Genomic DNA, 16,324 nt, shown 5'->3' with positions numbered 1-16,324 from the left:
AGACCGATGTGTGGGATGAAGAAGCTGTTTCTTCTGTTATGCAGTCTGTTCCTTTCGTTATCTTGTACGGCACAAACAGCAGAGCAAGGCGGCAGTGTAAAAACTACCGACATCGCATCGGGAGGACGGATGAAAGTTGAAGATATTACCGCGCAAACCGTGATTGACCGCGTTATCGCCGATACTGGTTTTTCTCCGTGGGGTAGGCTGCTCTTCCCGGCGGATTCAGGTTATTGGAGCGGAACGACACTCGGCACTTTGCAGTTGAGATGGTACAGCCATATCGATGCAGCAAAGACGGTAGAGATCATCCGTTATTTTAAAGCTCAAACCCTCCGGGGCGAGCCGGTCTTTTTCGATATCTACACGGAAGCGGAAAAACAGCGCGATCCGCGAAAACGGAATACCGGGCTCTTTTTCTTTCGTGGTAAAAAAGGTGCAAAAAGTGCAATCTGCAGTGCAGGCGGCGGCTTTGTATATGTCGGGGCAATGCATGACAGTTTCCCTCACGCACTGGAACTTTCCAAGCGCGGGTACAATGCCTTTGCCCTCATCTATCGCCCCGGCTCGCAAACAGCCTGCGAAGATTTAGCTCGAGCGGTTGCCTTTATTCATGAACACGCTGGGGAATTGCAGCTCGATTCCACAGATTATTCTCTGTGGGGCGGTTCAGCGGGTGCGCGGATGGCAGCATGGCTCGGCAGTTTGGGGACGGAACGATTCGGCGAAAAAAAATACCCGCGTCCAGCTGTCGTCATCATGCAGTACACAGGACTTTCGGAAGTGTACGGTAACGAACCGCCGACATACGCCTGTGTCGGAACCGCAGATGGTATCTCAAGTTTTCGGGTGATGGAAGATCGCATCCGGCGGATCAAATCGAACGGAACCGACGCGGAAATAGAAATCTTTGAAGGTTTGCCGCACGGGTTTGGCTTGGGAACCGGCACAGTCGCCGAAGGGTGGCTCGATAAGGCGGTACAAGTTTGGGAGCGGAACATTCAAAAGCGGTAATCTTTTGAATGTTCCGAATGATGGGTATATTGTCACCGTTTCAAAATTTCAATCAACACCCCCGACGCAGGGGATAATCTTTGTACGAATGAAGGAAGCTATATGAAAAAATTGACCATTCTTATGATGCCGATTTTTACGTGCGTGCTATCTTGCACATCAGCGGAGACAAAAATGACTACATTGTTACAAAATTATACAGTAACAACAGCTATTCCCAAGGCGTATTTTTCTACTGCCGCAAAACAGGGAACAGTGCATCTGATTGAGTATGCTACCTATGATTACACTCAAGCCGCCCGCCCGGCAATTACGAAGAAAGCATACGTTTATCTTCCTTACGGGTATAACGCGGATGACACAAAAGTACGCTATAATACTCTTTTTTATATGCACGGGTGGACAGGGATAGCCGGTGAACTGTTTACAATAGGGAATGGTTTTATCAAAAATATGTTCGATGTTATGATTGAAAAAGGGGACATTCAGCCGCTCATCATTGTTGCTGCAACATTTGATAATGATAATGCCCCACAGGATTTTTCACGCAGTGTTGATGAACTGGGGATATTTCATCATGATTTCCGGAATGCCTTGCTGCCGTTTATCGATTCTCATTTTAATACCAATGCAGTACGGAATAGCCGGGCATTCAGCGGTTTTTCGCTCGGGGCCGTGACCACGTGGTATGAATTTTACTACAACAGCGATCTTACCAAGTATTTTCTTCCATTGAGCGGCGACTGCTGGATTATGGGGACGTATGGCGGGCGGTATCAACCTCAAGCAACAACTGACCGGCTTGAACAGCTCGTGCAAGAAAAAGGATACACTGCTGCAGATTATGAAATATATGCCGCAGTCGGTACCCGCGATCCTATCTGGGATCAGGTAAACAACCAACTGACCGAAATGCTGACCCGCTCCACTTTCAGCGGGGGGAATATACGCTACGCCGTCAAACAGGGAGGACACCATGACTATGATGCAATCGCCGAATACCTGTACAACGCACTGCCGCTGTATTTCGGAAATTAGCTTTTGCAGAACAAATCGGTCATTTAACAGACTGTAACAGTCTCTTTTGCATAGGAGAAAGAATGTGATAAGACTTAACTGCTTTTTCCTTTTTGCATTTTATGTAATTCGGCGATATAACTCAACCCGAAAATCTCAATCTCGTCTAATACTTTTTGAAATTTAGTTCCCCATTTACTTAAAGAGTATTCAATATGAGGCGGGACTTCGGCAAAGACTTTTCGGTCGATCAGTTTATCTTTTTCAAGCTGACGCAGCTGTCTCGTTAAAACAGTTCGAGTTGTTGCAGGCATTAATCTTTGAAGTTCATTAAACCTTTTTGTGCCCTTACTCAGATGATATAAAATTATAATCGCTCATAAGATTTGAAAAACCGAATTTTTTTGATCTATAATTTCTAATCTTCAATTTTTATAAAATCTTTCCCGTCCCACCGGTAAGATATGCGCTTGTAAGACATACGCTTGATTCTGGGAGCCGATTCCTTGCCGTTTTCCCATCTTACATAAGTATTGATATGTTCTATCCTGTCTCCGTTAAATTCAAATTTTTCGACTGTTTCATGGTGTGTTTCAGACCAACTGTTGGAAAGCGTCGCAAAATATTTTAATGCTCCGTTTGCAAAATAAAAATACCGTGCTTTAGACCAGCCGTCGCCTCCAACGCTTGAATCGCCGAAGCCGCTTCTTGCAACAAGAAACGATACATTCGGCACCAAATCTTCGCATTTGACTATCGAATAAGATGTATCTTCCGCAATGGGGTTTTTATAAAATTTTTCTAAATCAATATGCTCAATATGTGATTTTTTTATCAGCACATGATTTTTATTTACATTATAAAAACTTGGATGGACATCGGAAACCGCCCCTCCTTTACGTTCGGTAATGCAAAGACATGCAAAAATCTCATCTTCCCCGTCGTTATCGAGATCCCCTACAGCCTCTTTGCAGGAAATATATCGACCGCAGATATAACCCGTCCCTTGGGCGCAGGAGATTTTGTACCACGGTGCATAATAGCTTTCCTCTAAAAGCCATTCCCAATCTTTACTCCATTCGATAATACGAACCGCATCGCCTGCATTCAGCTGAAACAGTTTTTCGCCGGAAAGGCTCGGCGTCGAGCGGACATTCACTTTGTTCTCTATGACATAATGATCCCAGCTCTTGGCGTAATCTACGGCGATGTACTTTTGTGCATACAAGCCGAGTGAACTCATAATAAACAGCAAACAACAAATCGGTTTATTCATTTTTATAGTCTCCCAAATATATTCTGCATTCCGCGCGAATCGCATCTTTTGTACGTTCGACGCGGCGATCGCTCTTTTGTTCGCTCATGACTCCTCCGAGTTTTTAGGCATTTTTTGCGGATATGCCGCTTATCGAACAGTATACCGGAAAATGCACATCGGAAAAAGTCGTCCGCATGCTATATTTATATTGTAATACGAAAGGCAAAACTTTCTGCAAATATTTTATTCAGGAGGAAATGATGAAAATGAAAACGTTTTTTGTGGCGGCGTTTGCCGCACTTATGGCTGTCGGCGCGGCAAGCGCACAGACAAAATCGAAATCGCTCGTCTTATATTTTTCTCTTGCGGGCGAACAGTACGCGGTCGGGAACATCAAAGAAGGAAATACCGCCATCATCGCGAAGATGATTGCCGAGCAAACGGGTGCGGATATTTTCGAACTTGAAACCGCTGCGGCGTATCCGATTAACGACCATAAAGCCCTGCTTGATACGGCAAAGGCCGAATTGAACCGCAAAGCACATCCCGCGCTCAAAGCCGACGTACCGAACTTCGACAGTTACGACACTATTTATATCGGTTATCCCATTTGGTGGGGTGATCTTCCGATGTGTATTTATACGTTTATGGAATCCCATCAATGGAACGGTAAAACCGTCATTCCGTTTTGTACCCACGAAGGCAGCTCCCTTGCCGGAACCGAAAGCAGCATCCGTTCTACGTGTAAGGGAGCAACGCTGCTGAAAGGGCTTGCCGTTCGAGGAAGTACAGCGCAAAACAATCGCACCGCCGCAAGAAAATTCGTACAGGATTGGCTTAAACAAATCGGAAAATAATAAGTTTCGGTGAGCTTGTTTTGAATAGTAAACATTTTTTTTGGAGGGATTTATGGCAAAGACATTAATCGCATATTTTTCCCATACGGGAGAAAATTACTCTGGCGGACAATCAGTAAAGGCAACACAGCAGTTGCTGCAGAGTTTGCTCAAAAAGCAGTCGGCGGCGATTTGTTTGAAATCCGTACCGTAAAAGACTATCCGGTAAACTACAAGCAGTGTACGGATATCGCCGCGGAGGAGGGAAGAACGAATGCCCGCCCCGAACTGCGCGGTACGTTTCCCGATATGAGTGGCTACAATACGATCATTACGAAATATGCAGTTCTGTATAAGGATATACATTTTCAGAAGCGGCATGGATGCCATCGCAACCAAATATACATCCATGTACATTTGGTTGCTTCGAGTTTTTCCTTGAGAAAAACTCGATACTGCATGGAACCACTGACATCCTGTCAGTACAGCGCTATTTTTTGTTCCACAAAAAACTCGCAAGGCAAAAATGTACAAGGATGTACATTTTTGACGTTGTGGCATGGGACGCAGCTTCAATGGCAGCTATGCCGAATACGCCCTGCTGCCTGCTCACCACGTTTTTGCAATACAGTCCGATATGACATGGGCTGACATTGCCGCCGTTCCCGAAACCTATTTTACCGCATGGGGTTCTCTGTTCCAATGCCTGCGTTTACAAAAAGACGACACGCTGCTTGTCCGGGGCGGCACCTGCGCTCTCGGTTATGCTGCTATGCAGATTGCAAAAGCGATCGGCTGCCGCGTTGTCGCCACAACACACCGTGAAAGCAAACTGAACCTACTGAAAGCGGCTGGTGCCGATGAATGCATCTTAGATACCGACAATTTATCTGAAACATATAATGCCCGCTTTACCAAAGCGCTGGAACTGGTTGGCTGCAAAACATTACGTGATACGCTGTGGTGCATGGCGGCGGGCGGCATTGTGTGCAATACGGGCGTACTCGGCGGTGTGTTCACACTTGAGCATTTCGCCCCCATCCAAGAAATTCCGAGCGGTGTGTATCTTACCGGCTTTCACAGCAATTTTCCTACGCAAGCCGGCATCGATTCAATTTTCAGCTTTTTAACCGAGCATACCCTACAGCCGCTTATCGGAGCACACTTTGCGTTCCGCGATATTGCCCAAGCCTGCGCAGCATGCGACGGCGGTAAGGTAAACGGGAAAATCGTCGTGGAGCTGTAAGGCGCGTGATGCATGAGAAAAGTCCTCTGATAGCTCCCTTGTTGCCTCAGAAACCTTTCTCTTGCTGTATATGGAGTGCAAACCGAAATCAATCAATTCTTGCTGTGAATAATTCAATTCAATAGTATTCAACTTTAGGAAAAACAAAGTTACTATTTCGTCTATTGACATTTATTATTCAAACTATTACTATTAGATATATCTAATAGTAATGCTATGACGGGGAAGATGAAGTATATGAAATATTTTTTGCTTGGCTTACTGATGTTAAAGGAAATGACGGTGTATCAATTAAAAGCGATGATCGCTGAAAATTTCAGCTCTATGTGCAGCGATAGTATGGGGAGCATTCAAGCAGCTCTGAAAAACCTACTGTCAAACGGACTTATTACGTGCACTGCCGTAAAAGAAAAGAATGTGGAAAAAAAATATTACCGTATAAAAGAAAACGGCAGGAAGGAATTTTTACTGTGGCTGCAAAACCCGATGGATATGTCGCAAGGAAAAAATACCGAACTCGGGAAGCTTTTGTTTATGGGTATCTTACCGAACGATAAACGCGTTGAACTCATTGCCGCTGTCATAAAAAATTTGGAAAGCGAACTTACGTATCTAAAACACATACTGGAAGTAAACAAGGATATTGAAGCAAACAAAAAAGAATTGCTTGATTACTATGCCGATAATCCTGATTATACCGCAGCGTTGTTGCGCGCGGGAAAAAGCGAAAATATCGCCCAAAGTTTTTCCGACATACATAAGTACGAAATGTTGACAGCACAACATGGGGCGGATTTAGTACGGTTTCATATTAAATGGTTCAAAGAATTGCAAAAGAAAATAAATGCAGGTTTATTTTAAGATAGGAGATGATCTAATGGAAAATACACGTACAATAAAAAGAAATCTTTTGATATTTATTGTCTTTATATCAGTAATAGGCTTTGTAGGATATTTTATCGACAGGATGACGGGACATGCCGATTATACGAATGCAGGTATGGGCGATACCGGTACGGCAGGAATGGGAATATGGCTTATCAGTCCCTTATTTTTAGTGATTATTTTACGGTCATTTTGCGGTGATACATGGAAGGAACACGGTTATCATCTAAACATAAAAAAACATCGAACAATGTATCTTGTTTCATTTTTAATATATCCGGTAGTAGCAACGTTGATAATATTGACCGGCTTACTCTTTAACGGTATAAGTCTTGGTAAGATGAATGGTGCTGTTTTATTGACTACTCTTGGCAGCCAAATAATCATTCAGTTTATTAAAAACTTTTTTGAAGAATCTTTATGGCGTGCGTATTTGACAAATCAGCTCTTAAAACTAAAACTGAAAGATTGCACACTCTATATTGTGAGCGGTATTATTTGGTGGATGTGGCATTTACCGTATGTTTTGTACTTTCTTACTCAAAAGGAAATAAACGACTACATGGGATTCCCGATAAGCAGATCCTTCTTTTTTGTTTGGGGATTTCTGGTTTGTCTGAGTTGGATTGTGATGTATGTTGAAATGTTTAGAATCACCAAAAGTGTATGGCCTGCGGTTATTATGCACACAATGGAAGATGCCTACATCAATCCTTTGTTGCTATCGGGTGCGGTAGTTATCCACTCGCAAACAGCGCTTGTTTTCTCTTTATCTGCCGGAGTGCTATCTATGTTCATGTATCTTGGTATAGGATTTTGGCTGAGAAATATCCGCAGAAAAACAGAAAATCAAGAGACAGAGACACAGAGATAGATATGAATATAAACTTGAAAAAGTAAGTATAAATTTCTTACCGATGATAGTGCAATTATCGTACTGTACTTATCTTATTTCCCCCGCAGTACCTCTTCGTCCTGCTGTATTGCTGCCAGCCGCGAAATATAGTGTGCAACATGAGTTTGCACAATGTCTGTGATTGGGGCGGTGTAAAAGCCATCGTTATTACAGTCAGCAGTAAGGATTCTTTCTGCGGCGGCGGAGAGCGGCAGAAACCACACCTCGCCGATAGCGGTGTCGTCGTATTTTTCGCCCTTGTACACGCCTCGAACAGTCATGCGGTAATTGCCTTTCGGAAGGATGAGCGGGTTTTTCACGGCGTTCAGCGCTATCCGTTGGTATGAAAAATCGTTCATAGTGGCGGGGAAGATGTCTGCAAGTTCGAGCGCAATCGGCTTTTGAAGCGCGGAGGAAGTGAGCATCATCGACTTTACGCGGTTGTTCTCTTGCCATGTAGCCCCCGCATAGCCCGATTTCGTGAAGACGGTAAAATCCGAGTCGCCTGAGCCATAATCGCTGTATAGTCTCCCCGCGAATCGGGCGAGTCCGTTTGAGGCGAAAGGACCAAGCGCGGCTTTTGTTAGTGTAAACTCAATCCATTCGCCGATCCCGTCACCTGCACTCCCTTCGACCCAGCCGTTGAAAAGGATTCCATCGAACGAAGTTTCCACACCATAACCTGATGTGCGAAGGTAAGTGTCTTCGTTTTGATAGGAGATGTTGGTATGTTTGCCATCTCCTGCGATTTTGTAGGAACCTTTGTAGGCGGAAGACGAGCGGACTTCCTTGACGAATGTCTGCGCACCTTCTTGCCGTTCCCAGACTATGGAAGGACCGTCGCGGTACGGCGTTTTGGTTTTGAACACGAGAGATTCGCCTTTCTGAGGTTTGTAGTTCTCTACTGTATACAGATTAAAGTCCACCCCATTTATCGAAAGCTCTCCGAATTCCGTTTCTTCGAAATTTGCCTGAGAGCCGTGCGCAGTCATTGTGCCGTCGGAAAGCACCACAAAGCTTTTCATCGCCCCTTTCCATGTGCCTCCTGTGGAGATGTCGTAGGTCAGCGCATAGGTGTCCCCACGGTAACTTTTCTTTACCGAATCGATGTCATATTTGACCGAAAGTTTTGACCGTGCCGCCGGCGGAAAGTGCAGCTCATGATAGAAGTGAAGCACGAGCGTGAGTGTGTAGAGTTCTTTCACATCATGCCAGTTATCTTCCGAAATGTAGTTCGTACCTTCTTCGTCCTTTTCCACCGTTGTTTCGATTCCCACTGTCAGGATCGGAACACTGTTCCCATCCTGCTCTATGGAGCACGGTCTCATGACTGAATCGAAACGCTCCGTGCGTGAAAGCTCTGCGAGGTAGTCTTTTGCCGAAATGGTACGAAGTTTTTTGTCGAGCGAGAGAAGTGCCTCCTTTGCAGTGCCCTCGATACCGCTTTTTCCGAACGCAATAGCTATCACCGTCTCGTTCGCCATGTAGCCATTTCCTACAGGCACTTCGGCGGAAACAGTACCATCTTTTTTTACGCTGACTTGTGTCTTTACCACCACAGGGAATGCACACGGCACGGTGACGCGCTCCCGTGTGGTGTTCAGAAAATCAAAGCGTGCGGTTACTTCGCGCCCGCTGGTTTTATGAAACGTGTCGCTCTCTCTGTCATATTCACCGATAGCCGTATGCTCTACAACCAGAAGCTCTCGCTCCAGCGCGATTTTGTCGTTCGGCTCCTTGACATAGATGTTCCCGTAAGTCCAGTCCTCCGGCTTGTATGAGCCGCCATCGTCAGTAAATGCCGCGAATGAGGCGAACAGAAGTGCTATGATTAAAAGTGATTTTTTCATTTTATCTCCAAGCTGCTCAGTAAGCTATCCGTTGAACGGACGTGTTCGATTTCTTTTATAAATTGATTATATCATAGGAATGCTGCCATTTCAATTAAAACCCTCGTGCTGGTATCTATTTTATCGTATCAATCCGCGGTGAATAAACGGTTTATGTAAGATCGGTTAAAATACCGTGCATCATCATTGAGAAATGAGGCGGTATGTGCTAAAATCAAAAACTGTTATCAGTATTTTTTTTGATAATCGAGCTTGCCGTAATCAAAGGAATCTAATACTTTTTATTTTGGTTAAATCGGTTATGTACTAGATTTGAGAAAATACAAACTACAATAATCTCAAAGAAAATTGGTAAAATGATTGCGGAGAAAAAATGAAAACGAAGATTTTTGAGTTTATCAAAAAAGCAGATTTTGTGCTGGTGTTTGTTTTTGTTTTTCTGGATTACGACGGTACGCATGTGAAAGAGATTGCGTCTTCCATAATTACGTTCCGCTTTCTCGGCGGCGAAGAAATCTTGTTTTCAGAATATGACGGAACGGTACAATCGTATTTTGTTTACGATTGCAAGACGAATGTAAAAACACTGATAAAATCCATAAAGCAGGAGATTATAGAAAAAGAAATTGCGCTGTATGAAATTGCGCTGTATAAATAATAGAAGGGTAGGTGAAATATGGATAAGATTTTTCAACAGGATTTAACCAAAGAAGAAAAAGTCGGCGGCATTTTTATTGTAAAGCTCTTGTTTAAAGCGCCGGTAACAATGCGGGCGCGGGAGCAGATGGAAGCGGTGATGCAAAAGCGCTTGGGAGATGCCGAATGTTTTTCGTATGATTCGGACACCGCTGTAGCGCAGTTTGCCGCCACACGGTATCGGGCGGAATTTAAGGCTGGGGCGTATCCGCCTATGCTGATGATTGCTCCCGCCGCCTTCGATGGAAACACCATTGACGATTTTACCAAAAGCCAGATGTGGGACTGCGGAGACGATAAAGATGCCATTTTGTCCGAATGCCGGTATGCACTTATCGGTACCGATATGCTGGCGGCGGCGCTTCCCGCATCGGAGCGTGCAGAACTCGATATGGATTTTACAGAGGCGCTGGTCGAGCTTTTTCCTGACTGTACTGCCGTTTATTTTGAAAATTCGGGGAAACTTTTTACCGCAGAAACTATCCGCAACCATACGCTTCCCCGTGAAAATCGTTTTATTCAATTTGCCGTGAACGTCCGCTTTTTTACTATTCAAGGCGGCGAAGATATGCTTGTCGATACGCTCGGTATGAGCTTGTTGTTCTTACCCGACTTACAATATCATTTTCACGGACTTGATCCGAACCTGATGGTAAATCATGCATACAACACCGCGTTGTATCTTTTAATAAATGATAACCCCATAGAAACCGGCGACACGATCGACGGCATACCGGATGGTTCAGCACAGCCTGAACGATGGATATGCCGCTACGAAGAATCGCTTATTCAGCCTGTACGTGAGGTCCTTGATATAGATACCGGCGCCTATGCTGCGGGCAACAGACAGTATGAATAAAGAAGTCGAATATGACTGAAAAAGAAATAATTACATTTTTAAAAATGAATATCGAACCGATAGTGGATGATATATATGGATGTATATATCAAGCGTCTGTAGTTTTAAGAGACAATGTGATTATTCCATGCGTAAAATTTTCATGTGCGGATACATATATAGATTTAGCGATAAGAAGATTCAAAGAAGAAAAAGAAAATAAAATTTTTCTCAATAATGAGGAGAATTCTTACAGGCAAATCGTAAGTCATTTTTGTATAGAACATAATATCATAGACTCTAAAAAAATAGTAAGAATAGAAAGAAGCCGATATTCTTTTCCGATAGAAATATTAAATCAAATAAGAGGCGAAACGTTAATGAGCTGGACGGGGTTTGTTGTGAAAATGCGTGACGGAAATTATTTTAATTTCGGTACTGCCTTTTCATTCTCCTTTTTTGATCTTCCCGAAAATTATAATTTTTCAGATATTGCTGAAGTGATAAATCACAGCTACATAGATAATAGCGGAAAAATACAAAATTACCGAAAGACCGGATTAAAAAATTTTTCGGGTGCAAAAATCTATAGAGAAAAAGATTATTTCAATTGTTACTTAAAGGGACTTTAAATATATAAAGTATAGCTGAATCCGAAAAGGCAATCCTTGCACTTTTCCCCGTGCCCGATAAAGAACGGTGTTGTCGTTTTTGCTTTAATACCCTTTGTTACGACGAGAGCCTTGCTGAAAAAAGCAAAAGAATATGCAATAATCCAAATGTTCTTCTCTTTCGATTATGCCTTATGTTTGCCTCAGTGCATCCAACCAAGCTAAATAGTCCTTTGCGCTCTGCTCTACCTCTTGCCGTGCAGCTTCGCTATATCCCGCGTTGCTGTCTATGAGCATATCATCAAAGATAAAAATGTTCTATACTCTGGGACAGGTAGTAAAATGAAACTCTTAATCTACGGTGCAGGTGTAATCGGCAGTTTGTATGCCGCTGCGTTTGCTGAAGCAGGATATACCACCACGGTGTATGCACGAGGGGAAAGGCTTGAAGCACTGCAAACCCTCGGTCTACAGTATGAGAAAAACGGCAAAATTCATAGATCAAATGTTACCGTTATCGGTGCATTGGAAAAAGATGACTGGTATGATTTTATTTTTCTAACGGTAAAGGAAAATCAAGTACATACGGCGTTACAAGAGTTGAAGCACAATATCAGTCCGAATATTGTTACAATGGTCAACACGCTTGAACCGTACGGTAATTGGGAACGTATTTGCGGAACAGGACGTATTATACCGGCATTTCCGGGTGCGGGCGGCAGTTATGAAAACGGCATCCTTAATGCGGACTTTACGCCGCGTATTATTCAAGTTACGACCTTTGCCGAAATCAATGGGAATAAATCCGAACGCTTGAAAAAACTTGCCGCTCTTTTTACCGCATCGAACATACCGCATGGGATTGTAAAAGATATGCACTGCTGGCAGCTCTGTCATCTGGCGATGGTTGTTCCGATTGCCGATGCGTATTATAAAGCAAAAAATCCGGAAACGGTTTGGAAAGAATCGAACATTATGTATGAAACTGTACGGCAAATCAAAAAGAACCTTCAAACGCTGTACTGTTCCGGCATAAAACTTTCACCGCCGAAAATGCACCTTTTAAGACTACTGCCAATTCTGATGCTGCAGCTCATTTTTACATTTATTTTTAAGAGCCGTTTCGGATATATGTTTATGTACCGGCACTCAATGAAAGCTCCCGATGAAATGAATCGGCTGCATGTACAATTATATCGGTATCTTGAAGCGCACACTGCAAACAAGCTTGACTAATTTGTCATTTCTAAATGTATTATTAGGCAGTAATTGTGTGATGAATACCTGTTATTCTTCCGGCTTTTTTCCTGCTTGTTGTTACGCTAAAGGGGCCTTTGAAATTTCAACGGTAACAAATCCCATTCCTGCCTTATCTAAATGATGTAATAAATATTCCTTGAGGGTTTCTTTTTGTTCAACCTTTGGACCTATTATTATTTTATCGAGAACGCTGGTTTTGGGATAATGATAGAATCCTAAGAGTTTTGAGTAGTCTCTATAAAGCCTGAGGCTGGATTCATCATGCTTTAGCTTATCATTGCCAGTTACAGATTCAACTTTTATCATTCGCAATTCTGCAAGCATTGTGTTGTTTCAAGCAGCTGTTGTAAATCCAAGTTGTTCTTCCTGCGGCACAGCTCAGCTTTTACCGCCTCGCTTACATCAGAGCTTTCCATCAGCCTGCAATACGGCGTCTTAGCCGTATCATATTTCTTTATGACCTTTGCGTCTATCCGTTTTTTTGCAATGATCTTCATTGAGGGAAAAAAGAAATTGGCCAGTGTATTGTACTGTTCATAAAGGTCAGCCATGACCATGCGGGCAGCTTCTCCCTCAAAGCGATAGTAACCGACGATGCGTCTTACCACACTGTCATTTTTCTGTTCAACAAAACAATTATCATTCTTTTTATATGATCTGCTCCGAGTGAAGATAACCTCATTACACACCATTGCAGCAGCTGTGTATTTTTGAACTCACTTCCGTTGTCGCTATCAATACCTTTCATCTGAAAGGGGAGTTTCTCTTTCACATCTTCTATTGCTTCTTTTACCCAACGATGAGCTTTGTTTAAAAGGGCTCTTGTTTCTGTCCAGCTTGAATGAACATCGGTAAGGGTAAGCGTGTAAATATACTGTCCTTGGGTACTTATGCCGCAGTTGGCGACGGTGTCAACCTCAAAAAAAACGACTTACGTTTATCCCAATCGAAAAAGGTACGGATGGGAATGAGCTTATTAAGATTCTTTGCAGGCCGTGTTGTTGAAATACCGCGGATGGAATGTTTTGGGATTTCCGGCTTGAGAATCCTGCCGACTGTCGCGCTTGATATGCGGGCGAGTTTTGCTTTCAGTTTTTCATCATAGCCACATTTTTGAGCAAAGTAATCGATATTATCCCGAATGAACGGCACAAGACGTTTTGCACACAGATACATCAAAAAAATCCGCAGCCGGATGACGTGATCTTGTACGTCGGCCCCGTAATATTTTTTATACGTGCGCTTTTTGCGTGTCTTTGTAATAACCTGTACGCTTGTCTTGCAACATTGTTAAAGTGCGTGACTTTTACGTATGCAGTGTTTTTCAGAACGTGAATGGCATACTTTCGGTTGTAACCGGTTGTTGCGATGAACTCATCGATTATTTTCGTCTTTTGTTTCTTTGCTGCCGTACAATACCGTTTGGCCGTTTCTTCGCTCAATTTCTTTTTTGTTTTCATGTCTAACCCCATTGTGCCCTTCCTTTGGGCTTCTATTTTGGGTTAGATTTTTACCTGATGCACCGTGCTAGATTGAAAATTTGCCCGTTATGTAGTATAATAAAAATAGAGAAGGGGTAATATTTTCATTATTAGCGATACGGAGAGTATTCGGATTTATTCTCGTAAAAAAATAAAATCTAGGAGGGGTTTTATGAAGAAAATTACAGCACTAGTTGTAACATTTTTAATAGTAGGTGTGTCGTTTGCACAAATAGTACGGTTAGATCGAGATACTGCATTTTATATTTACTTAAAAGGCAGTCAAACAGTTCTTACGCCAAAAGACGAACTTAATTATGCAAAATCTTTCGAAAATCTGACTTATAGAAAATATAAAAATGATGAATTTGAATGGGATGAACAGTTTACAAAGATTAAACAATCATTAAAAGAAAAAATACATAGTGTAGATATGGATGTTTCTTATATAGTGATGACAGATGTTAAGCTTGAAAATTATGATTTTACAAATGAAGGTTTCCCTGTTTCTATTAGTGAGAAAATTTTTTTCCCGTATGATCATTTTAATAACTGGGCATCACTTGATTCTGATTCAATTTTAGATAAAAGAATTGCATTAAAACTTGATAGATTTGAGAAATATAATTTCATTGCGATGCCAAAAGTAGAGGCAAAAAAATTTTTACAGACAAGAAAAAATACATATGGCAATGTAAATAGACAGGTTTCATTGCAAGTTACTTTTAAAATTGCAGAATTCGATTCTGAGGAATATAAATCATTTGCGAATATAGCGTTATCAAATGATTATTTGCCTGTCGTTGGAATAATTGAAAAAGTTGAAGTTTATGATACATCAAATTCATACAATGTAGAGAAAATCGGAGAACTCATGGTAAAATAAAAGTAAATTAAAATACCATCTGTCTAAAATAAATTCATAAGGCGAATTTTTGTTATCAAAGAGATGCAAACGATCTATCCCTTACAGAAAATCGTTCGACACATCATCCGAATTAACACCCCCGACGCATTGGAGTGATACAATAAAAATACAGTGCCAAAATTGCCGAAAAAGAGAGAAGAAAGGGCAATGAAACGGTACGAGGAGAACTTTAAAATTGAGGCATTGAAGCTGTCGGACGAGATCGGAGTGAAGAAAGCGTGCGAGCAGCTTAACGTGAACTATGGAACATTAGCAGGCTGGAGAAAGCAGCGGGTCAAGAAAAACAAAGAAGAGAAAAGTACAAATGCTGACATTCAAAGAGAGAACAGCCGCCTCAAAAAAGAGATAGCCGAGCTTAGAAATGCGAATGAGATACTCAAGGATGCACTCGGTTTTTTCGTTCAAGACCGGAAGAAATAGAAAAGGATGGTCTTTTCGCTTACATCCATCACCGTACTGCTGAAAAGCAGTTTTCAGCACGGATGTTGTGCGCGACTCTTCCGGTCAGCGAAAGCGGTTTTTATAAATGGAAGCGAAACAGGAAAAAGGTGAAAGCATGGCAGGAACTGCTCGCTCAAATGCATGAGATTCTTGAAGAGGATGAAGAAAACAAAAACTACGGTGTGAGGCGTATGCAGATAGCGCTTGAACAACGGGGCATTAAGCGTTCATTGTCGACGGTAAAACGAGTGATGGCCCGAGGAAATCTGCTGCATGAAGACAGAAGAAGCCCTGACGGTCTTACAAAAGCCGACAAAAAGGCTCTGAGACCGCAGAATATCATCAAGCAAGACTTTAGAGCACAAGAACCTTTGAGAAAACTGCTAACGGATATAACGCAGATACTGTGCAAGGACGGAAAACTGTATGTGTCGCCGCTTTTGGACTGCTATGCGGAAGCCAGTATACAAGCGGCACAAAAAGATGCTCGGACAGCTGCATGCGGTGCAGAGTATGAGTGGAGTTGGGAAATGCTGGGATAATGCACGGATGGAAAGCTGGTTTGCAACGCTGAAAAAGGGGAAGATATATCAGCTTGATACGACAAAACTGACCGTGGAGGAAGTCAAGACAATCGTCTGGAGATACACGTTTGCTTATTACAACACCAAGCGTGTAACGACGGTAAATCCCGATGGCTTACCTCCACTGGTATACAGGAAAACAGCAGCTAAAAAAAGTGCTGCTTAAATACATTTGGGGTATTTAGGCACTGTACTAATATTGACTATTCCAGAGTTCTGCCCAATTTGGATACGTAGTGTTTGCATTTTTGCTAAATCCTGCGCCGATCATGGCGGACATTTGTCCTTTCTTCAATTTTTCAATAATAACGGTTAAGCATTTTTCTATGTTACCGTCCAGTTTTTCGTAGGTATATTCATATTCCATAACTTGCCACGGATAGCAGGGGTATCAAGTTGTAGCGATGTGCAATAGTTAGTTCTTCAAAAGGTTTTTGTGTCATTCACACCTCCTACAAGTACTTATATGACTTTCGGAGATTTT

23 protein-coding genes and 1 pseudogene are annotated in these 16,324 nt (G+C 42.5%); 15 read left to right on the top strand and 9 right to left on the bottom strand.

Features of this window, described 5'->3' with window-relative positions:
• The first annotated feature begins 15 nt into the window (after nt 1-15).
• Both HMPREF1222_RS09290 and HMPREF1222_RS09285 read left to right on the top strand, forming a co-directional pair.
• The gene (locus HMPREF1222_RS09290; protein ID WP_196799934.1) at nt 16-1,014 is read left to right on the top strand and encodes an alpha/beta hydrolase; all 999 of its coding nucleotides are present in this window, start codon (nt 16-18) and stop codon (nt 1,012-1,014) included.
• 174 nt (nt 1,015-1,188) lie between these two features.
• Complete coding sequence (locus tag HMPREF1222_RS09285) at nt 1,189-2,052, top strand: alpha/beta hydrolase (protein ID WP_244870147.1); 864 nt, start codon at nt 1,189-1,191, stop codon at nt 2,050-2,052.
• A gap of 74 nt (nt 2,053-2,126) precedes the next feature.
• Here the strand turns inward: HMPREF1222_RS09285 and HMPREF1222_RS09280 are convergent, their stop codons facing one another.
• Nucleotides 2,127-2,399: a winged helix-turn-helix transcriptional regulator gene (locus HMPREF1222_RS09280; RefSeq protein ID WP_280452066.1), complete on the bottom strand. Its 273-nt coding sequence runs from the start codon at nt 2,397-2,399 to the stop codon at nt 2,127-2,129.
• Between the two features lie 50 nt (nt 2,400-2,449).
• Nucleotides 2,450-3,307, bottom strand: coding sequence for an SH3 domain-containing protein (locus HMPREF1222_RS09275; RefSeq protein WP_016519176.1), 858 nt, complete (start codon nt 3,305-3,307; stop codon nt 2,450-2,452).
• 248 nt (nt 3,308-3,555) lie between these two features.
• On the opposite strand from HMPREF1222_RS09275, the gene HMPREF1222_RS09270 reads away from it, so the two are divergent.
• The 5 genes from HMPREF1222_RS09270 to HMPREF1222_RS09250 all read left to right on the top strand — a co-directional run bounded on the left by HMPREF1222_RS09270 (nt 3,556) and on the right by HMPREF1222_RS09250 (nt 7,130).
• Entirely contained in the window at nt 3,556-4,146 is a 591-nt protein-coding gene (locus tag HMPREF1222_RS09270) for a flavodoxin (protein ID WP_244870146.1), read from the top strand.
• A gap of 52 nt (nt 4,147-4,198) precedes the next feature.
• Nucleotides 4,199-4,339, top strand: a complete 141-nt coding sequence (locus tag HMPREF1222_RS12810; protein ID WP_016519173.1) for a hypothetical protein — start codon at nt 4,199-4,201, stop codon at nt 4,337-4,339.
• Between the two features lie 345 nt (nt 4,340-4,684).
• On the top strand, nt 4,685-5,371 hold the full coding sequence (locus HMPREF1222_RS09260; RefSeq protein ID WP_016519172.1) for a zinc-binding dehydrogenase: 687 nt from the start codon (nt 4,685-4,687) through the stop codon (nt 5,369-5,371).
• A gap of 237 nt (nt 5,372-5,608) precedes the next feature.
• Nucleotides 5,609-6,232, top strand: a complete 624-nt coding sequence (locus tag HMPREF1222_RS09255; RefSeq protein WP_244870145.1) for a PadR family transcriptional regulator — start codon at nt 5,609-5,611, stop codon at nt 6,230-6,232.
• A 16-nt stretch (nt 6,233-6,248) separates the two neighbouring features.
• On the top strand, nt 6,249-7,130 hold the full coding sequence (locus tag HMPREF1222_RS09250; RefSeq protein ID WP_016519169.1) for a CPBP family intramembrane glutamic endopeptidase: 882 nt from the start codon (nt 6,249-6,251) through the stop codon (nt 7,128-7,130).
• Nucleotides 7,131-7,204: 74 nt separating this feature from the next.
• Here the strand turns inward: HMPREF1222_RS09250 and HMPREF1222_RS09245 are convergent, their stop codons facing one another.
• Complete coding sequence (locus HMPREF1222_RS09245) at nt 7,205-8,728, bottom strand: hypothetical protein (RefSeq protein WP_244870144.1); 1,524 nt, start codon at nt 8,726-8,728, stop codon at nt 7,205-7,207.
• A gap of 646 nt (nt 8,729-9,374) precedes the next feature.
• Here HMPREF1222_RS09245 and HMPREF1222_RS09240 point away from each other — a divergent pair.
• From HMPREF1222_RS09240 to HMPREF1222_RS09230, 3 genes are read left to right on the top strand one after another with little or no spacing between them, the layout of a single operon-like run.
• Nucleotides 9,375-9,659, top strand: coding sequence for a hypothetical protein (locus tag HMPREF1222_RS09240; RefSeq protein ID WP_016519167.1), 285 nt, complete (start codon nt 9,375-9,377; stop codon nt 9,657-9,659).
• Nucleotides 9,660-9,677: 18 nt separating this feature from the next.
• Nucleotides 9,678-10,556, top strand: a complete 879-nt coding sequence (locus tag HMPREF1222_RS09235; protein WP_016519166.1) for a DUF4261 domain-containing protein — start codon at nt 9,678-9,680, stop codon at nt 10,554-10,556.
• Between the two features lie 11 nt (nt 10,557-10,567).
• Complete coding sequence (locus HMPREF1222_RS09230; protein ID WP_016519165.1) at nt 10,568-11,167, top strand: hypothetical protein; 600 nt, start codon at nt 10,568-10,570, stop codon at nt 11,165-11,167.
• A 171-nt stretch (nt 11,168-11,338) separates the two neighbouring features.
• Here the strand turns inward: HMPREF1222_RS09230 and HMPREF1222_RS13335 are convergent.
• A pseudogene (locus tag HMPREF1222_RS13335) lies at nt 11,339-11,437 on the bottom strand (NAD(P)H-dependent oxidoreductase); the annotation flags it as partial.
• A 51-nt stretch (nt 11,438-11,488) separates the two neighbouring features.
• On the opposite strand from HMPREF1222_RS13335, the gene HMPREF1222_RS09225 reads away from it, so the two are divergent.
• Entirely contained in the window at nt 11,489-12,382 is an 894-nt protein-coding gene (locus HMPREF1222_RS09225) for a ketopantoate reductase family protein (protein ID WP_016519164.1), read from the top strand.
• Nucleotides 12,383-12,463: 81 nt separating this feature from the next.
• Here the strand turns inward: HMPREF1222_RS09225 and HMPREF1222_RS09220 are convergent, their stop codons facing one another.
• The 4 genes from HMPREF1222_RS09220 to HMPREF1222_RS13180 are packed head-to-tail and all read right to left on the bottom strand — an operon-like array spanning nt 12,464 to nt 13,582.
• The gene (locus HMPREF1222_RS09220) at nt 12,464-12,712 is read right to left on the bottom strand and encodes a hypothetical protein (RefSeq protein ID WP_016519163.1); all 249 of its coding nucleotides are present in this window, start codon (nt 12,710-12,712) and stop codon (nt 12,464-12,466) included.
• Nucleotides 12,709-13,098, bottom strand: a complete 390-nt coding sequence (locus HMPREF1222_RS13185) for a hypothetical protein (RefSeq protein ID WP_016519162.1) — start codon at nt 13,096-13,098, stop codon at nt 12,709-12,711. The genes HMPREF1222_RS09220 and HMPREF1222_RS13185 overlap by 4 nt, the downstream gene beginning before the upstream one ends.
• Nucleotides 13,008-13,277, bottom strand: coding sequence for a hypothetical protein (locus HMPREF1222_RS13330; protein WP_342302569.1), 270 nt, complete (start codon nt 13,275-13,277; stop codon nt 13,008-13,010). The genes HMPREF1222_RS13185 and HMPREF1222_RS13330 overlap by 91 nt, the downstream gene beginning before the upstream one ends.
• A gap of 17 nt (nt 13,278-13,294) precedes the next feature.
• Nucleotides 13,295-13,582 carry a hypothetical protein gene (locus tag HMPREF1222_RS13180; protein ID WP_016519161.1) on the bottom strand — a complete coding sequence of 96 codons (288 nt, stop codon included), beginning with the start codon at nt 13,580-13,582 and terminating at the stop codon, nt 13,295-13,297.
• A 477-nt stretch (nt 13,583-14,059) separates the two neighbouring features.
• Between HMPREF1222_RS13180 and HMPREF1222_RS09210 the strand changes: the two genes are divergently transcribed.
• The 4 genes from HMPREF1222_RS09210 (at nt 14,060) to HMPREF1222_RS13175 (ending at nt 16,006) form a co-directional block, all read left to right on the top strand.
• Entirely contained in the window at nt 14,060-14,773 is a 714-nt protein-coding gene (locus HMPREF1222_RS09210; protein WP_016519159.1) for a DUF4852 domain-containing protein, read from the top strand.
• A gap of 189 nt (nt 14,774-14,962) precedes the next feature.
• Nucleotides 14,963-15,235 (top strand): transposase, encoded by a 273-nt coding sequence (locus tag HMPREF1222_RS09205; protein ID WP_016519158.1) that lies wholly within the window; start codon nt 14,963-14,965, stop codon nt 15,233-15,235.
• 62 nt (nt 15,236-15,297) lie between these two features.
• On the top strand, nt 15,298-15,798 hold the full coding sequence (locus HMPREF1222_RS12800; RefSeq protein WP_155997626.1) for an IS3 family transposase: 501 nt from the start codon (nt 15,298-15,300) through the stop codon (nt 15,796-15,798).
• Nucleotides 15,770-16,006 (top strand): hypothetical protein, encoded by a 237-nt coding sequence (locus tag HMPREF1222_RS13175; protein WP_244870143.1) that lies wholly within the window; start codon nt 15,770-15,772, stop codon nt 16,004-16,006. The genes HMPREF1222_RS12800 and HMPREF1222_RS13175 overlap by 29 nt, the downstream gene beginning before the upstream one ends.
• A gap of 27 nt (nt 16,007-16,033) precedes the next feature.
• Here HMPREF1222_RS13175 and HMPREF1222_RS12790 read toward each other — a convergent pair whose 3' ends face one another.
• A complete protein-coding gene (locus tag HMPREF1222_RS12790; protein WP_016519155.1) occupies nt 16,034-16,207 on the bottom strand; it encodes a hypothetical protein in 174 nt (57 codons plus the stop codon).
• Nucleotides 16,208-16,324 lie beyond the last annotated feature (117 nt).

Source organism: Treponema vincentii F0403 (assembly GCF_000412995.1).
GTDB classification, from domain to species: Bacteria; Spirochaetota; Spirochaetia; order Treponematales; family Treponemataceae; genus Treponema; species Treponema vincentii.
Note: the sequence above shows the minus strand (reverse complement) of the source record. Positions and strands in the feature narration are given on the sequence as shown.

Coding starts and splice junctions, on each gene's coding strand:
- HMPREF1222_RS09290 (WP_196799934.1), top strand. CDS start 16: ATGAAGAAGCTGTTTCTTCTGTTATGCAGTCTGTTCCTTTCGTTATCT.
- HMPREF1222_RS09285 (WP_244870147.1), top strand. CDS start 1,189: ATGACTACATTGTTACAAAATTATACAGTAACAACAGCTATTCCCAAG.
- HMPREF1222_RS09275 (WP_016519176.1), bottom strand. CDS start 3,307: ATGAATAAACCGATTTGTTGTTTGCTGTTTATTATGAGTTCACTCGGC.
- HMPREF1222_RS09270 (WP_244870146.1), top strand. CDS start 3,556: ATGAAAACGTTTTTTGTGGCGGCGTTTGCCGCACTTATGGCTGTCGGC.
- HMPREF1222_RS12810 (WP_016519173.1), top strand. CDS start 4,199: ATGGCAAAGACATTAATCGCATATTTTTCCCATACGGGAGAAAATTAC.
- HMPREF1222_RS09260 (WP_016519172.1), top strand. CDS start 4,685: ATGGGACGCAGCTTCAATGGCAGCTATGCCGAATACGCCCTGCTGCCT.
- HMPREF1222_RS09255 (WP_244870145.1), top strand. CDS start 5,609: ATGAAATATTTTTTGCTTGGCTTACTGATGTTAAAGGAAATGACGGTG.
- HMPREF1222_RS09250 (WP_016519169.1), top strand. CDS start 6,249: ATGGAAAATACACGTACAATAAAAAGAAATCTTTTGATATTTATTGTC.
- HMPREF1222_RS09240 (WP_016519167.1), top strand. CDS start 9,375: ATGAAAACGAAGATTTTTGAGTTTATCAAAAAAGCAGATTTTGTGCTG.
- HMPREF1222_RS09235 (WP_016519166.1), top strand. CDS start 9,678: ATGGATAAGATTTTTCAACAGGATTTAACCAAAGAAGAAAAAGTCGGC.
- HMPREF1222_RS09230 (WP_016519165.1), top strand. CDS start 10,568: ATGACTGAAAAAGAAATAATTACATTTTTAAAAATGAATATCGAACCG.
- HMPREF1222_RS09225 (WP_016519164.1), top strand. CDS start 11,489: ATGAAACTCTTAATCTACGGTGCAGGTGTAATCGGCAGTTTGTATGCC.
- HMPREF1222_RS09220 (WP_016519163.1), bottom strand. CDS start 12,712: ATGATAAAAGTTGAATCTGTAACTGGCAATGATAAGCTAAAGCATGAT.
- HMPREF1222_RS13185 (WP_016519162.1), bottom strand. CDS start 13,098: ATGGTGTGTAATGAGGTTATCTTCACTCGGAGCAGATCATATAAAAAG.
- HMPREF1222_RS13180 (WP_016519161.1), bottom strand. CDS start 13,582: ATGTATCTGTGTGCAAAACGTCTTGTGCCGTTCATTCGGGATAATATC.
- HMPREF1222_RS09210 (WP_016519159.1), top strand. CDS start 14,060: ATGAAGAAAATTACAGCACTAGTTGTAACATTTTTAATAGTAGGTGTG.
- HMPREF1222_RS09205 (WP_016519158.1), top strand. CDS start 14,963: ATGAAACGGTACGAGGAGAACTTTAAAATTGAGGCATTGAAGCTGTCG.
- HMPREF1222_RS12800 (WP_155997626.1), top strand. CDS start 15,298: ATGTTGTGCGCGACTCTTCCGGTCAGCGAAAGCGGTTTTTATAAATGG.
- HMPREF1222_RS13175 (WP_244870143.1), top strand. CDS start 15,770: ATGAGTGGAGTTGGGAAATGCTGGGATAATGCACGGATGGAAAGCTGG.
- HMPREF1222_RS12790 (WP_016519155.1), bottom strand. CDS start 16,207: ATGGAATATGAATATACCTACGAAAAACTGGACGGTAACATAGAAAAA.